The organism is Algoriphagus resistens, from assembly GCF_001442615.1.
In the GTDB taxonomy this organism is placed as follows: Bacteria; Bacteroidota; Bacteroidia; order Cytophagales; family Cyclobacteriaceae; genus Algoriphagus; species Algoriphagus resistens.
The window spans coordinates 66,738-80,927 of record NZ_LMXN01000013.1 but is presented as its reverse complement, the minus strand read 5'-3'; the positions used below and the strand labels follow the sequence as shown (position 1 = coordinate 80,927).

26 protein-coding genes are annotated in these 14,190 nt (G+C 42.2%); all 26 read left to right on the top strand.

Annotated elements, in window-relative coordinates:
• The first annotated feature begins 43 nt into the window (after positions 1–43).
• On the top strand, positions 44–361 hold the full coding sequence (locus AS141_RS19910) for a DUF3467 domain-containing protein (RefSeq protein WP_057939462.1): 318 nt from the start codon (positions 44–46) through the stop codon (positions 359–361).
• 98 nt (positions 362–459) lie between these two features.
• Entirely contained in the window at positions 460–858 is a 399-nt protein-coding gene (gene rpsL / locus AS141_RS19905; protein WP_057939461.1) for a 30S ribosomal protein S12, read from the top strand.
• A gap of 22 nt (positions 859–880) precedes the next feature.
• Complete coding sequence (rpsG, locus tag AS141_RS19900; protein WP_057939460.1) at positions 881–1,348, top strand: 30S ribosomal protein S7; 468 nt, start codon at positions 881–883, stop codon at positions 1,346–1,348.
• A 5-nt stretch (positions 1,349–1,353) separates the two neighbouring features.
• Positions 1,354–3,477, top strand: coding sequence for an elongation factor G (gene fusA, locus AS141_RS19895; RefSeq protein WP_057939459.1), 2,124 nt, complete (start codon positions 1,354–1,356; stop codon positions 3,475–3,477).
• 12 nt (positions 3,478–3,489) lie between these two features.
• The gene (rpsJ, locus tag AS141_RS19890) at positions 3,490–3,795 is read left to right on the top strand and encodes a 30S ribosomal protein S10 (RefSeq protein WP_008203035.1); all 306 of its coding nucleotides are present in this window, start codon (positions 3,490–3,492) and stop codon (positions 3,793–3,795) included.
• A 238-nt stretch (positions 3,796–4,033) separates the two neighbouring features.
• Positions 4,034–4,666 carry a 50S ribosomal protein L3 gene (gene rplC / locus AS141_RS19885; RefSeq protein WP_057939559.1) on the top strand — a complete coding sequence of 211 codons (633 nt, stop codon included), beginning with the start codon at positions 4,034–4,036 and terminating at the stop codon, positions 4,664–4,666.
• 3 nt (positions 4,667–4,669) lie between these two features.
• Positions 4,670–5,299, top strand: a complete 630-nt coding sequence (gene rplD, locus AS141_RS19880) for a 50S ribosomal protein L4 (protein ID WP_057939458.1) — start codon at positions 4,670–4,672, stop codon at positions 5,297–5,299.
• A gap of 4 nt (positions 5,300–5,303) precedes the next feature.
• Positions 5,304–5,591, top strand: coding sequence for a 50S ribosomal protein L23 (gene rplW, locus AS141_RS19875; protein WP_057939457.1), 288 nt, complete (start codon positions 5,304–5,306; stop codon positions 5,589–5,591).
• A gap of 13 nt (positions 5,592–5,604) precedes the next feature.
• Entirely contained in the window at positions 5,605–6,429 is an 825-nt protein-coding gene (gene rplB / locus AS141_RS19870) for a 50S ribosomal protein L2 (protein WP_057939456.1), read from the top strand.
• Between the two features lie 2 nt (positions 6,430–6,431).
• On the top strand, positions 6,432–6,710 hold the full coding sequence (gene rpsS, locus AS141_RS19865; protein WP_057939455.1) for a 30S ribosomal protein S19: 279 nt from the start codon (positions 6,432–6,434) through the stop codon (positions 6,708–6,710).
• A gap of 2 nt (positions 6,711–6,712) precedes the next feature.
• A complete protein-coding gene (gene rplV, locus AS141_RS19860) occupies positions 6,713–7,105 on the top strand; it encodes a 50S ribosomal protein L22 (protein WP_057939454.1) in 393 nt (130 codons plus the stop codon).
• Positions 7,106–7,114: 9 nt separating this feature from the next.
• Entirely contained in the window at positions 7,115–7,846 is a 732-nt protein-coding gene (gene rpsC / locus AS141_RS19855) for a 30S ribosomal protein S3 (protein WP_057939453.1), read from the top strand.
• Between the two features lie 23 nt (positions 7,847–7,869).
• The gene (gene rplP, locus AS141_RS19850) at positions 7,870–8,289 is read left to right on the top strand and encodes a 50S ribosomal protein L16 (RefSeq protein WP_057939452.1); all 420 of its coding nucleotides are present in this window, start codon (positions 7,870–7,872) and stop codon (positions 8,287–8,289) included.
• Positions 8,290–8,297: 8 nt separating this feature from the next.
• Positions 8,298–8,480: a 50S ribosomal protein L29 gene (gene rpmC / locus AS141_RS19845; RefSeq protein ID WP_057939451.1), complete on the top strand. Its 183-nt coding sequence runs from the start codon at positions 8,298–8,300 to the stop codon at positions 8,478–8,480.
• 18 nt (positions 8,481–8,498) lie between these two features.
• Complete coding sequence (gene rpsQ, locus AS141_RS19840; protein ID WP_057939450.1) at positions 8,499–8,762, top strand: 30S ribosomal protein S17; 264 nt, start codon at positions 8,499–8,501, stop codon at positions 8,760–8,762.
• A gap of 2 nt (positions 8,763–8,764) precedes the next feature.
• Entirely contained in the window at positions 8,765–9,133 is a 369-nt protein-coding gene (rplN, locus tag AS141_RS19835; RefSeq protein WP_057939449.1) for a 50S ribosomal protein L14, read from the top strand.
• A 2-nt stretch (positions 9,134–9,135) separates the two neighbouring features.
• Complete coding sequence (gene rplX / locus AS141_RS19830; RefSeq protein WP_057939448.1) at positions 9,136–9,480, top strand: 50S ribosomal protein L24; 345 nt, start codon at positions 9,136–9,138, stop codon at positions 9,478–9,480.
• On the top strand, positions 9,473–10,033 hold the full coding sequence (gene rplE, locus AS141_RS19825) for a 50S ribosomal protein L5 (protein WP_057939447.1): 561 nt from the start codon (positions 9,473–9,475) through the stop codon (positions 10,031–10,033). The genes rplX and rplE overlap by 8 nt, the downstream gene beginning before the upstream one ends.
• A gap of 2 nt (positions 10,034–10,035) precedes the next feature.
• Positions 10,036–10,305 (top strand): 30S ribosomal protein S14, encoded by a 270-nt coding sequence (gene rpsN, locus AS141_RS19820; protein WP_057939446.1) that lies wholly within the window; start codon positions 10,036–10,038, stop codon positions 10,303–10,305.
• 82 nt (positions 10,306–10,387) lie between these two features.
• On the top strand, positions 10,388–10,783 hold the full coding sequence (gene rpsH, locus AS141_RS19815) for a 30S ribosomal protein S8 (RefSeq protein WP_057939445.1): 396 nt from the start codon (positions 10,388–10,390) through the stop codon (positions 10,781–10,783).
• 9 nt (positions 10,784–10,792) lie between these two features.
• Entirely contained in the window at positions 10,793–11,350 is a 558-nt protein-coding gene (gene rplF, locus AS141_RS19810) for a 50S ribosomal protein L6 (protein ID WP_057939444.1), read from the top strand.
• Between the two features lie 6 nt (positions 11,351–11,356).
• Positions 11,357–11,707 (top strand): 50S ribosomal protein L18, encoded by a 351-nt coding sequence (rplR, locus tag AS141_RS19805; protein ID WP_057939443.1) that lies wholly within the window; start codon positions 11,357–11,359, stop codon positions 11,705–11,707.
• 6 nt (positions 11,708–11,713) lie between these two features.
• Positions 11,714–12,232: a 30S ribosomal protein S5 gene (gene rpsE / locus AS141_RS19800; protein ID WP_057939442.1), complete on the top strand. Its 519-nt coding sequence runs from the start codon at positions 11,714–11,716 to the stop codon at positions 12,230–12,232.
• Positions 12,233–12,237: 5 nt separating this feature from the next.
• A complete protein-coding gene (rpmD, locus tag AS141_RS19795; protein WP_057939441.1) occupies positions 12,238–12,417 on the top strand; it encodes a 50S ribosomal protein L30 in 180 nt (59 codons plus the stop codon).
• A 2-nt stretch (positions 12,418–12,419) separates the two neighbouring features.
• Positions 12,420–12,866 (top strand): 50S ribosomal protein L15, encoded by a 447-nt coding sequence (gene rplO / locus AS141_RS19790; protein ID WP_057939440.1) that lies wholly within the window; start codon positions 12,420–12,422, stop codon positions 12,864–12,866.
• Between the two features lie 4 nt (positions 12,867–12,870).
• A complete protein-coding gene (gene secY, locus AS141_RS19785; protein ID WP_057939439.1) occupies positions 12,871–14,190 on the top strand; it encodes a preprotein translocase subunit SecY in 1,320 nt (439 codons plus the stop codon).

Here is a 14,190-nt window from a genome sequence, read left to right as displayed (position 1 = left end):
AAAGGCCTGTTTCACGACAGGCCTTTTTTTAATCTAGGTAACCATGCAAGACGACAACAAAAAAGTAGATCAACAGATCAATGTAGAGCTTTCTGAAGAAGTGGCAGAGGGTGTTTATTCTAATTTGGCGATGATCGCACATTCCAATTCGGAATTTGTGATCGACTTTATCCGCTTAATGCCGGGCGTGCCCAAAGCTAAAGTGAAGTCTAGGATTATTGTCACTCCGGATCATGCCAAGCGGTTGCTTGCTGCACTGAAAGACAATATAGAGAAATACGAGGCTGCTTTTGGTAAGATCAATCAATCGGGTGGAGCACCTCAGTTTCCGATTAGTTTCGGAACGCCTGGAGAGGCGTAATAAAAATATAACTGCTTAGCTTTGTTACTCTTATTAGTTTGTTTACCTTTGCAGTCCAAAATTTAACAGTTTACGGGAAAACTAAATTTTATCAGTTAATGCCTACTATTCAACAGTTAGTACGAAAAGGTAGAACTACACTGGAGACCAAATCAAAATCAAGAGCTTTGGATGCATGTCCACAGCGAAGAGGAGTTTGTACCAGAGTATACACTACAACCCCTAAGAAGCCAAACTCTGCAATGAGAAAAGTGGCCAGGGTGAGATTGACAAACGGAAAAGAAGTGAATGCTTACATTCCTGGAGAAGGTCACAATCTACAAGAGCACTCGATCGTCTTGATCAGAGGTGGTCGTGTGAAAGATCTACCGGGTGTGAGATATCACATCATCCGTGGTGCACTAGATACCGCAGGAGTAAAAGACCGTAAGCAAGGTCGCTCTAAGTATGGTGCTAAAAGACCGAAGGCTGGAAAAGGCGCTCCGGCGAAGAAATAATACTTTATAACAGTTAGAAAAAATGAGAAAAGCGAAACCAAAGAAGAGATATATTCTTCCTGATCCAAAGTTCAATGATACCCTAGTGACTAGGTTTGTGAACAATCTAATGGTAGATGGGAAGAAGAGTATTGCTTACAGAATTTTCTACGACGCAGTAGAAAAGGTAGAATCCAAGGTAGGTGAGAATGGTCTTGAAGTTTGGAAAAAAGCGCTAAACAATATTTCTCCATCCGTAGAGGTGAAGAGTCGTAGAGTTGGTGGTGCTACATTCCAGGTTCCAATGGAAGTCCGACCTGACAGAAAGATTGCCCTGGGAATGAAATGGATGATCAGCTATGCCAGAAAAAGAGGAGAGAAAACAATGATGGACAGACTAGCTGGCGAAATTATCGCTGCTTCCAAAGGCGAAGGCGCCGGTGTGAAGAAGAAAGATGATACGCACAGAATGGCAGAGGCCAACAAAGCATTCTCTCACTTTAGATTTTAATCAATATGGCTAAAAGAGATTTAACACTTACCAGAAATATTGGTATTGCCGCGCACATTGATGCAGGTAAAACAACTACGACAGAACGGATACTTTTTTATTCTGGCGTATCTCACAAAATAGGTGAGGTTCACGACGGAGCAGCCACCATGGACTGGATGGCTCAGGAGCAGGAAAGAGGTATTACCATTACTTCAGCTGCAACTACCGTTTTTTGGAATTACAGAGACAAAAAATACCAGATCAACATCATCGATACTCCCGGTCACGTTGATTTTACTGTAGAGGTAAACAGATCACTTCGTGTTCTCGATGGCTTGGTATTTTTGTTCAGTGCTGTAGATGGCGTGGAGCCACAATCTGAGACAAACTGGAGACTTGCGGATAACTATAAAGTTGCCCGTATAGGTTTCGTAAATAAAATGGACCGTGCCGGCGCAAACTTCCTTGAAGTGTGCAAGCAGGTGAAGGAAATGCTAGGGAGCTATGCTGTTCCTTTGCAGCTTCCTATCGGTGCTGAAGATAAGTTCCGTGGAGTTGTTGACCTGATCAACAACAGAGCTATCGTATGGAATGAGGATGACTTTGGAATGACTTTCGAAGAAGTTCCGATCCCTGAGGATATGTTGGATGAAGTAGCAGAATACAGAGAGCACTTGCTTGAAGCTGTTGCGGACTACGATGAATCTTTAATGGAGAAATTCTTCGAAGATTCAAACTCTATCACGGAGCAGGAAATCCTTACCGCTTTGAGAAAAGCTGTAATTGATATGAAGATTGTACCTATGGTATGCGGATCTTCATTCAAAAACAAGGGTGTCCAGACTATGCTTGATCTGGTAATGGAATTGCTTCCTTCTCCAATGGACAAGGACGATATCATTGCTCACGACATAGACGATGAGGAAGTAGATGTAAGAATCTCTCCCGACGAAACGGAGCCGTTTGCAGGTCTTGCTTTCAAAATCGCAACTGACCCGTTCGTAGGCCGTCTTTGTTTCGTAAGAGCCTATTCTGGGGTATTGAATTCCGGTTCGTACGTATTCAATAGCCGCTCTGGTAACAAAGAACGTATCTCAAGAGTATTCCAAATGCATGCCAACAAGCAAAACCAGATTGAAAGCTTAAGAGCGGGTGATATTGGTGCAGTGGTGGGCTTTAAGGATATCAAGACAGGAGATACACTTTGCGACGAAAAGCGTAAAGTCATATTGGAGTCAATGGTGTTCCCTGAGCCGGTAATCGGTTATGCTATTGAGCCTAAGACTCAAGCTGACGTAGACAAGCTGGGTATGGCTATCGCCAAACTAGTGGAAGAAGATCCTACACTTCAGGTAAATACTGATCATGAGACCGGTCAGACTATCCTAAGAGGTATGGGTGAGCTTCACCTGGATATCATCATTGATCGTCTGAAGAGGGAATTCAAGGTTGAAATCAACCAAGGCGCTCCTCAGGTGGCTTATAAGGAAGCTTTATTTGGATCTGTTGAACATAAAGAAGTTTACAAGAAACAAACAGGTGGTAAGGGTAAATTTGCGGATATCTCCTTTGAGCTTAGCCCTAGGGACCCAGATCCTGAAACTGGAGAAATCAAACCAGGCCTTGACTTTGTAAACGCGATTGTAGGTGGTGTAATTCCTAAGGAATTCATTCCTTCTATACAGAAAGGTTTTGCGGAGTCTATGAAAAATGGTCCATTGGCTGGATATCCTATTGAGTCAATGAAAGTAAGATTGTTCCACGGTTCATTCCACGACGTCGATTCAGATGCCCTTTCTTTCGAATTGGCAGCTAGACTTGGTTTCAAAGATGCTGCTAAAAAATGTAAGCCTCAATTGCTGGAGCCTATCATGGCAGTGGACGTAGTTTCACCTGACGAGTATACAGGTCCTATCACCGGTGATCTGAACAGAAGAAGAGGTTTGATGAAAGGGATGGATACCAAAGGTACTTCTTCTGTAATCAAAGCTTCAGTGCCATTGTCTGAGTTGTTTGGTTACATTACTGACCTTAGAACGATCACCTCTGGTAGAGCTACAGCTTCATTGACATTCTCTCACTATGAAACAGTGCCTAACAACATTGCCGAAGGTGTGATTGCTACAGTAAAAGGTCAGAAGGACTAAATAATATTTGCGATGAATCAGAAAATCAGAATAAAACTAAAATCATACGATCACAGCCTGGTGGATAAGTCATCAGAGAAGATCGTGAAGGCAGTGAAAGCCACTGGCGCAGTAGTAGTAGGACCGATTCCCTTGCCTACCAAGAAGGAGAAATTCACAGTATTGAAGTCTCCACACGTAAGTAAGAAAGCCAGAGATCAGTACCAGCTTTGTACATATAAAAGATTGGTTGATATCTATTCTAACTCCTCTAAAACTGTGGATGCTTTGATGAAAATCGAGCTTCCAAGTGGAGTAGATGTAGAGATCAAAGTTTGATCTTCTTGGATTAATATAAAAAAAACCTGCTTTTCGAAGCAGGTTTTTTTTGCTCAACTATACGCTGTGGGTGATTTGGTGGCTATAAATGCCTGAGTCACAATAGAAATATTTGGTAATACATTTAAAATTTAGGATTCCGGATTTGTTGCAGAATTTAATTTCAGTAACTTTGCAGTCCTTTAAAAGGAGCCCCGGCAGATAAATGCTTGTGGGTTATTATATTATCTTAATAAAGATGTCTGGTATAATAGGTAGAAAAGTAGGAATGACTAGCATTTTCAGTGCCGATGGACGTAATGTCGCATGCACGCTAATAGAAGCTGGTCCTTGCGTAGTGACGCAAGTAAAAAACGTCGAGACAGACGGGTACAACGCAGTGCAGTTGGCTTATGGTGAGCGTAAAGAGAAAAATACGCCAAAACCATTGATCGGTCATTTTAAAAAGGCCGGTACAACACCAAAGCACAAAGTTGTTGAGTTCAGAGATTTCCGGGTCGAGTTTGAAGGCCAGGTAGATCTAGGGGCTACTGTGAAGGCTGGTGAAGTGTTTATCGAGGGTGACTTCGTAGATGCAATCGGAACTTCAAAAGGTAAAGGATTCCAGGGTGTGGTAAAACGTCATGGTTTTGCTGGCGTGGGTGGACAAACTCACGGTCAGCACAACAGAGGTAGACACCCAGGTTCAATTGGTGCATGTTCTTGGCCATCCAGAGTATTCAAAGGAATGAGAATGGCTGGTAGAACTGGCGGAGACAGAGTGAAGGTGATCAACCTTAAAGTGTTGAAGATCTATGCTGACAAAAACCTGTTATTGGTTTCTGGCTCTGTACCTGGTCCTAAAAATTCTTTCGTTATTCTAGAGAAGTAAGCCATGGAATTAGCAGTAATTAATCAAAAAGGAGAAGACACAGGTAGAAAAATCAGCTTGTCTGATGAGATCTTCGCAATCGAACCTAACGATCATGCGATCTACCTTGATGTAAAGCAGTACTTGGCTAATCAAAGACAGGGTACGCACAAGTCTAAAGAAAGAAATGAGATAGCTGGTTCTACTCGTAAGATCAAAAAGCAAAAGGGCACTGGTAGTGCGCGTGCGGGATCTATCAAGTCGCCACTATTCCGAGGAGGAGGAAGAGTGTTTGGCCCACAGCCAAGAGACTATTCTTTCAAATTGAATAAAAAGGTAAAACAACTAGCCAGGAAATCTGCACTTACATACAAAGTAAAAGATAACAGCTTGTCAGTATTGGAAAGCATTTCATTTGACTCTCCAAAGACAAAAAGCTACATGGCCTTGCTTGACGGATTGTCTCTAGGAGATAAGAAAACGTTATTGGTACTTCCTGAGGAAAACGCCAACGTATTCCTTTCCAGCAGAAACCTGCCAAAGGCAAAAGTTGTGACTGTAAATGATGTAAATACTTACCAGGTACTGAACGCTGATCACCTAGTGATCTGTGAAGGTTCTATCAGTAAGTTGGAAACCATTTTATCGAAATAAGACAATGGATATTCTAAAGCAGCCTTTAATTACAGAAAAGATTTCTGCCATGAACGAAAGAGGCGTTTATGGGTTCATCGTGGAGAAAACCGCGAAGAAACCGGAAATCAAAAACGCTGTAGAAAAAAAGTTTGGTGTAAAGGTGGTTTCTATCAGAACCATCAGATATGCGGCAAAGCATAAATCAAGATATACCAAAGCTAAAGTGGTTTCAGGCTTTACCAACGCTTTCAAGAAAGCAATCGTGCAGGTAGCCGATGGTGAAGTGATTGATTTTTACGGAGAAATTTAATTGAATCTATATCATGGCAATTAAAAAGTTGAAGCCTGTAACTCCAGGGACAAGATTCAGAGTAGCTCCGGCATTTGACGAGATCACAACGTCAAAACCGGAAAAATCTCTTCTTGCTCCTATCAAGAAGTCAGGTGGACGAAATAATGAAGGCAAAATGACTGTCCGCAATATCGGTGGAGGTCATAAGAGAAGACTACGTATCGTAGACTTCAAAAGAAATAAATTTGGTGTACCAGCGGTAGTGAAAGCTATCGAATACGATCCAAACAGAACGGCACGTCTCGCCCTACTATATTATGCAGATGGTGCTAAGGCCTACATTATCGCCCCGGAAGGTTTGTCAGTAGGACAGACAGTGATTTCCGGTGAGCAAGTTGCTCCAGAAGTGGGCAACGCGATGCCAGTGGTGAACATCCCTATGGGTACAATTGTACACTGTGTGGAATTGAAGCCAGGAAAAGGTGCCGCAATGGTAAGAAGTGCTGGAGGTTATGCACAGATCGTAGCCCGTGACGGGAAATACGTGACTATAAAACTTCCATCTGGTGAGATGAGACTTGTACTGAACACATGTATGGCTACTGTAGGAACTGTTTCCAACGGTGATCACATGAACGTAGTACTGGGTAAGGCCGGTCGTAAGAGATGGCTCGGATCAAGACCACGTGTAAGAGGTGTTGCTATGAACCCGGTAGATCACCCGATGGGTGGTGGTGAAGGTCGTTCTTCCGGAGGACATCCAAGATCTAGAAAAGGTCTATTGTCCAAAGGGAAGAAAACAAGATCTCCTAAGAAGTATTCAAACAAGTTCATCGTAAGCAAAAGATCTAAATAATTATGGCACGTTCATTAAAAAAAGGTCCTTATATCGAGCACCATCTTGTGAAGAAAGTGGATGCTCAGAACGAATCAGGGAAGAAATCGGTAATCAAGACTTGGTCAAGAAAATCAATGATTTCTCCGGATTTCGTAGGACATACCTTCGCTGTGCATAATGGAAATAAATTCATTCCGGTATTTGTAACAGACAACATGGTAGGTCATAAGCTAGGTGAATTTGCTCCTACCAGAAATTTCAGAGGCCACATTGCCAAAAAAGATAAAGGAAAGAGATAATCATGGAAGCATTAGCAAAATTAAATAATGTACCTACATCTCCGCGTAAGATGCGCCTTGTGGCTGACCTTGTCAGAGGCAAGAGAGTAGGATTGGCACTTAGCATATTGAAATTCACTCCTAACCATGGAGCGATTCGACTTGAGAAGTTGCTGCTTTCCGCTGTAGCCAACTGGCAGGCGAAAAATCCTGATGCCAAGCTGGAAGAAGCCGACCTATTCATCAAAACCATCATGGTAGATGAAGGAAGATCTCTTAAGAGATTGAGACCGGCTCCTCAAGGCAGAGGCCACAGAATCCGCAAGAGATCAAATCATGTAACCCTGGTAGTTGATTCATTCAACGACGAGGAAGTTACCGCTGATGTAGTAGAAACAAACGAAAAGGCAAATTAAGAACAGACTATGGGACAAAAGATCAACCCAATAGGATTTAGACTTGGTGTAGTCAAAGGCTGGGATTCCAACTGGTATGGTGGGAAAGACTTCGCTGAAAAACTACATGAAGATCAGAAAATCCGTAAGTACGTCCTTGCCAGAATTCCTAAGGGGGGTATTTCTAAAGTGATTATTGAGCGTACGCTTAAGAGAATCACTCTTACGATCCATACTGCCCGTCCAGGTGTTGTAATTGGTAAAGGTGGAGCCGAAGTAGATAAACTGAAAGAAGAATTAAAGAATATCACTAACAAGGATATTCAGATTAATATCTTCGAGATCAAGCGTCCTGAGTTAGATGCGAAATTGGTAGGTGAATCGATCGCTCAGCAGCTTCAAGCAAGAATTTCTTTTAGAAGAGCTATGAAGCAAGCTATCGCAGCATCCATGAGAGTGGGAGCGGAAGGAATTAAAGTTAAACTTTCTGGACGTCTGGGCGGAGCCGAAATGGCACGTTCTGAAATGTACAAAGAAGGAAGAATTCCTCTTCACACATTGAGAGCAGATATTGATTACGCACTTTCAGAAGCCCTTACGGTTTATGGATTGATCGGGATCAAAGTTTGGATTTTCAAAGGTGAAGTGTACGGTAAAAGAGATCTTTCTCCTAATCAGGGTGCTGCTAATGAGCCTAAAGGTGCTCGCAATGCCGGCCCTAAGAGAAATGATGGTCCAAGACGAAGAAAAAGAAATAACTAATTTTCACCCATAAGTGAGAACTCATGTTACAGCCAAAAAGAACTAAATATAGGAAAATGCAAAAGGGCCGTGTCAAAGGCATTGCACAAAGAGGGCATACGCTTTCTTTTGGCAACTTTGGCATCAAGTCCCTTGAGCCAGGATGGATTACATCCCGTCAGATCGAGGCAGCTCGTATCGCAATGACCAGAGCAATGAAAAGAGAAGGACAGGTTTGGATCAGAATTTTTCCTGATAAGCCTATCACGAAAAAGCCAGCTGAGGTTCGTATGGGTAAAGGTAAAGGTGCTCCTGAGTATTGGGTGGCCGTTATTAAGCCAGGAACAATCCTTTTCGAAGCTACAGGCGTGAGCCTGGAGACAGCACAGGAGGCGTTGAGACTTGCACAGCAGAAGCTACCTGTAAGTACCAGATTTGTTGTTCGTAGAGATTACGCTGAATAAGAAGCACTATGAAAAATACAGAAATCAATTCACTTTCATCCAGTGAAATCGCCGAGCGACTTGTCGCTGAGCAGGAGAATCTAACCAAACTCAGGTTTGCGCACTCGATTTCTCCTATAGAGAATCCTAACAGAATCCGCGAGACCAAGCGCTTTATCGCAAGATTAAAGACTGCATTGGCTGCCAAATAACTAGCTAACTAAAAGAATATGGCTACGATAGAGAGAAATCTTCGAAAAGAAAGAGTTGGTAAAGTGGTAAGTAACAAAATGGACAAGTCCATCACTGTAGCTGTAGAACGTCGCGTAAAGCACGCTATCTACGGTAAGTTTGTTGCCAAAACTACCAAATTTATGGCTCATGACGAGAACAACGAGTGTAACCCAGGTGACCTCGTGAAAATAAGCGAAACTCGTCCGCTGAGTAAGAACAAGCGTTGGAGAGTAGTTGAAATTATTGAAAGGGCTAAGTAATTATGATCCAGCAAGAATCTAGACTAAGCGTAGCGGACAACTCAGGTGCCAAAGAGGTATTAGTGATCCGCGTATTGGGAGGGACAAAAAAGCGATACGCTTCCATCGGCGATAAAGTCGTTGTGACAGTGAAATCGGCCCTGTCTTCCAGTAACATGAAAAAAGGTACCGTATCAAGAGCGGTAATCGTGCGTACCCGTAAGGAAATAAGAAGAAAAGACGGTTCTTATATACGGTTCGAGGACAACGCAGCTGTGTTATTGAACAACAACGATGAGCCAAGAGGCACTCGTATCTTCGGTCCAGTGGCCAGAGAGTTGAGAGAGAAGCAGTTTATGAAAATCGTTTCATTGGCTCCTGAAGTATTGTAATCATGGAAAGAAAAATGAACAAGCAAACAAAGCTTCATATCAAAACCGGTGATACTGTAAAGGTGATCGCAGGTGATGACAAAGGCAAAACAGGAAAAGTACTTTCCGTAGATAAGCTAAAAAGCAGAGCAATTGTTGAGGGTCTTAATATGATCACTAAGCACGTGAAGCCTACAGCAGCTAAGCCTCAGGGAGGCATCGAAAAGAAAGAAGCTTCTATCCATATCAGTAATCTGAAACTTGTAGATCCTAAGACCGGTGAAGCCACCAGGACAGGTCGCAAAGAAGGTGAAAATGGTAAATTAGTAAGATACTCTAAGAAAACCGGGGAGGTGATCAATGGCTAATCCAAGAATCAAGCAAAAGTATGTGGACGAAATCGTCCCTGCTTTGAAAGAGAAATTTCAGTATTCTTCAGTAATGCAGGTGCCTAAGTTGGAGAAAATCGTTCTTAACAAAGGTATAGGTGCTGCTGTAGCAGATAAAAAATTGGTAGACCAAGGTGTAGAAGAACTGTCTTTGATCACCGGTCAGAGAGCTGTTTCGACTATTGCAAAGACTTCTGTATCCAACTTTAAGTTGAGAGAGGGGATGCCTATCGGGGCTAAAGTTACGTTGAGAGGTCGTACTATGTATGAATTCCTTGATCGTTTGATCACCATCGCACTTCCACGTGTGAGAGATTTCAAAGGTATTTCTGATAAGGGATTTGACGGAAGAGGCAATTATACACTAGGTGTACAAGAGCAAATCATCTTCCCTGAGATCAGTATAGAGAAAGTCAACAGAATCTCCGGAATGGATATCACTTTCGTGACTTCTGCCAAAACAGATGAAGAAAGTTTAGAATTGTTTAAGGCTTTCGGAATGCCTTTCGTTAAAAAAACTAAAGAAGAATAGTTATGGCAAAAGAGTCAATCAAAGCTCGTGAGAGAAAAAGAGAGCGTCTGGTAGCCAAGTATGCTGATAGAAGAGCCGCGCTGAAAGCAGCCGGTGATTATGAAGCTCTTGATAAATTGCCTAAGAACGCATCTCCGGTAAGACTTCACAACAGGTGTAAACTTACCGGTCGCCCTAAAGGCTACATGAGAAAGTTCGGTATCAACAGGGTAACCTTCAGAGAAATGGCCTCAGCAGGCAAGATCCCTGGAGTGACTAAGTCCAGCTGGTAAAATAACGACAGTAGTTTTTATTCTAAAAATCAATTCGTAACTTTGCACGCCCAAAATGGGTGTAGCTAGACTATAAAATACAATGACTGATCCAATAGCTGATTATCTGACTAGGTTGAGAAATGCCATCAAGGCTTCTCACCGAATCGTAGAAATCCCTGCTTCTAACATCAAGAAAGAGATTACAAAAGTATTGCACGATAAAGGATACATTCAGAATTACAAGTTTGAAGAAAACGGTCCTCAGGGATCCATCAAAATTGCGCTGAAATTCAATCCTGTCACAAAGCAAAACGCTATTGTAAGCTTGAAGAGAGTTAGTACACCGGGTTTAAGAAAATATGTGAAACATACGGAGCTTCCAAGAGTAATCAATGGCCTTGGTATAGCAATCGTGTCCACCTCCAAAGGTGTGATGACAGACAAAGAGGCCCGCACTGAGGGTGTTGGTGGTGAAGTTCTTTGCTACGTATACTAATTTACTATCATGTCTAGAATAGGTAAAAAACCAATAAATCTACCCAGCGGTGTTACTGTAGACGTCACAGCTCATGGAACTGTGACTGTTAAAGGTCCAAAGGGTACACTGGTACAGGATGTAAATCCTGATATCACAGTGAAAGTAGAAGACAGCGAGATCGTGGTTACCAGACCTACGGATTCCAAAAGACACAAGTCGATTCACGGTCTTTACAGGTCACTTATCAACAACATGGTGATAGGTGTTTCAGAGGGTTACAAGAAGGATTTGGAGCTTGTGGGTGTAGGTTACAAGGCGTCTAACCAAGGTCAGATTCTTGAATTGAATCTTGGTTACTCCCACAACATCTTTATGATGCTTCCTGAAGAGGTGGCGATTAAGACTGAGACTGCAAAAGGTAAGAATCCAATCATTACCTTGGAATCGATAGATAAAGAATTGATTGGACAAGTTGCTGCAAAAATCAGATCACTTCGTAAGGTTGAACCTTACAAAGGAAAAGGTGTGCGCTTCGTGGGTGAACAAGTTAGACGTAAGGCTGGTAAAACTGCCGCTAAAAAATAATAGGTTATGGCATTTAATAAGAATTCCAGAAGACTTAGAATCAAGCAGGGTATCAGGAGAAAGATTTCCGGTACTGATTCCAGACCTCGTTTGTCAGTTTTCAAAAGCAATACTGGCATATACGCTCAGCTTATCGATGACCTTAAGGGTCAGACTTTGGCTCAGGCTTCTTCCAAAGAATTGGGAGCAAAGGCTAACACTAATGTATCAGTATCCAAGGAAGTAGGTAAAAAACTTGCTGAAAGAGCTGTTGCAAACGGAGTAGATTCCGTAGTATTTGACAGAAATGGCTACTTGTATCATGGGAATGTGAAAGCTTTGGCAGAGGGTGCCAGAGAAGGAGGCCTTAAATTTTAATAAGCTATGTCTCAACTAAGAAGAAAGCCTATCAGGGCTACAGATACAGATCTAAAGGAAAAAGTAGTAGCTATCAACCGAGTAGCCAAAGTGGTAAAAGGTGGTAGAAGATTCTCTTTTTCAGCAATTGTTGTAGTAGGAGATGGCCAAGGTGTGGTTGGTTACGGATTGGGTAAAGCCAACGAGGTGACTGACGCTATCACTAAAGGTATCGAAGACGCAAAAAAGAATTTGGTGAAAGTACCGATTTTGAAGGGAACTATTCCTCACGAGCAAATCGGTAAATACGGAGGAGGATTCGTATTGATCAAACCGGCAGCAGCAGGTACAGGCGTTATCGCAGGTGGTGCTATGCGTGCAGTTTTGGAGAGTGCAGGCGTTACAGACGTATTGGCAAAATCCAAAGGATCATCTAATCCTCATAACGTGGTTAAAGCTACTATCGAAGCTTTGGTTCAGCTAAGAGATGCTATCGCTGTGTCACAGCAGAGGGGCGTTAAAATGTCTAAAGTATTCAACGGATAATCAACATGGCTAAGATCAAAATCACGCAAACGAAAAGTACCATCGATAGACCGAAAGATCAAAAAGCAACTATTACTGCGCTAGGTCTAGGTCGTATCAGCAAGTCGGTGACCGTAGAGAATACGCCACAGATTGCAGGTATGGTAAATAAAGTTAATCACCTTGTAAAAGTGGAGGAAGCTTAATTATGAAACTGCATACATTAACACCAGCTGAAGGATCTACCAAAAATCGTAAGAGAATCGGTAGAGGTACTGGTTCAGGTAGAGGTGGAACTTCTACTAGAGGTCACAAAGGGGCTAAATCAAGATCAGGTTATAAGTCTAAGTTAGGTTTTGAAGGTGGTCAGATGCCACTTCAGAGAAGAGTTCCTAAATTTGGATTCAAAAGCTTGAACAGAGTTGAGTTCAAACCAGTAAATTTGGATACATTGCAAAGCCTTGCTGAGCAATACAGTCTTGAAGCAATAAACATGGAAGCTATAGTTTCTCATGGCATTGCTTCTAAGAATGACAAAATCAAAATCCTCGGTGGAGGTGAATTGAAAGCCAAATTAGACGTAACTGCCCACAAATTTTCGGCAACTGCAGTAGCAGCTATCGAAAAAGCGGGCGGAACGGTAAACACAATTTAATTTAATGAAAAAGTTTATTTCGACAGTTAAGAACATTTTCTCGATCGAAGACCTTAGAGTAAGGATCCTGAATACGATTGGTTTTCTGATCATTTTCAGATTAGGTTCTTTTGTAGTTCTTCCGGGAGTGGATCCATCAAAATTGGGTGGTGCTCCTGAAGGAATCTTCGGCTTGATAGATACCTTCCTGGGTGGGGCATTTAGTAATGCGTCTATCTTCGGTCTAGGCATTATGCCTTATATATCTGCTTCTATTGTGTTGCAGTTATTGACTGTCGGAGTACCATATTTTCAGAAAATGCAAAAAGAGGGTGAATCTGGAAGAAAACGAATCAACCAGATCACTCGGGTTTTGACTATACTGATCACAATAGCGCAGGGTATCGGCTACGTGTCCGCTACTATTATGCCTACTGGAGCAGTGATGGTCAGCTCTACTTTATTTATGTTTAGTTCTTTGGTTCTACTTTCTGCAGGTACAATGTTCTGTATGTGGTTGGGAGAGAAAATCACCGAAAAGGGCATTGGTAATGGTATCTCTATGCTGATTATGATTGGTATCATATCTAGATTTCCAGGTGCGATTATTGCCGAAGGTCTGGAGAAGGGTACCTCAGGTATGTTGCTTCTTATCATTGAGGCTGCTGTGTTGTTCTTTGTTGTAGTTGGGGTGATTGCTTTGACTGAAGCGACAAGGAGAATTCCGGTTCAGTATGCTAAACAAGTAGTAGGGGGCAAAGTTTATGGTGGACAAAGGCAGTATATACCTATTAAGGTGAATGCTTCAGGTGTAATGCCGATTATCTTTGCTCAGTCATTAATGTTTGTTCCTGCGCTAATTGCTCAGATCTGGGCTCAGGATAATGAGATCGCTAATTATATAGGAACAACATTCAGTAATCCTATTTCATGGCAGTACAATGTGTTATTTGCTGTGTTGATTATCTTGTTTACGTTCTTCTATACCGCTATTACAGTGAATCCGGAGCAAATCGCAGAAGATATGAAGAGGAATGGCGGTTTTGTTCCTGGTATTAAGCCAGGGGCTCCAACCTCAGAGTTCATTGATGGGATTATCTCTAAGATTACACTTCCAGGTTCCATTCTTCTCTCAGTGGTTGCTATTCTTCCAGCTATAGCGGTTATCTCCGGAGTTGGGCAAGAGTTCTCTTATTTCTATGGCGGAACCTCACTCCTTATTATGGTAGGTGTGATCATGGACACGTTAAGACAAATTGAAAGTTACTTGTTGATGAGACACTACGAGGGGATGATGAAGAGTGGTAATGTGAAGAATAACCCTTCCAATTACCAAGTTGCCTAA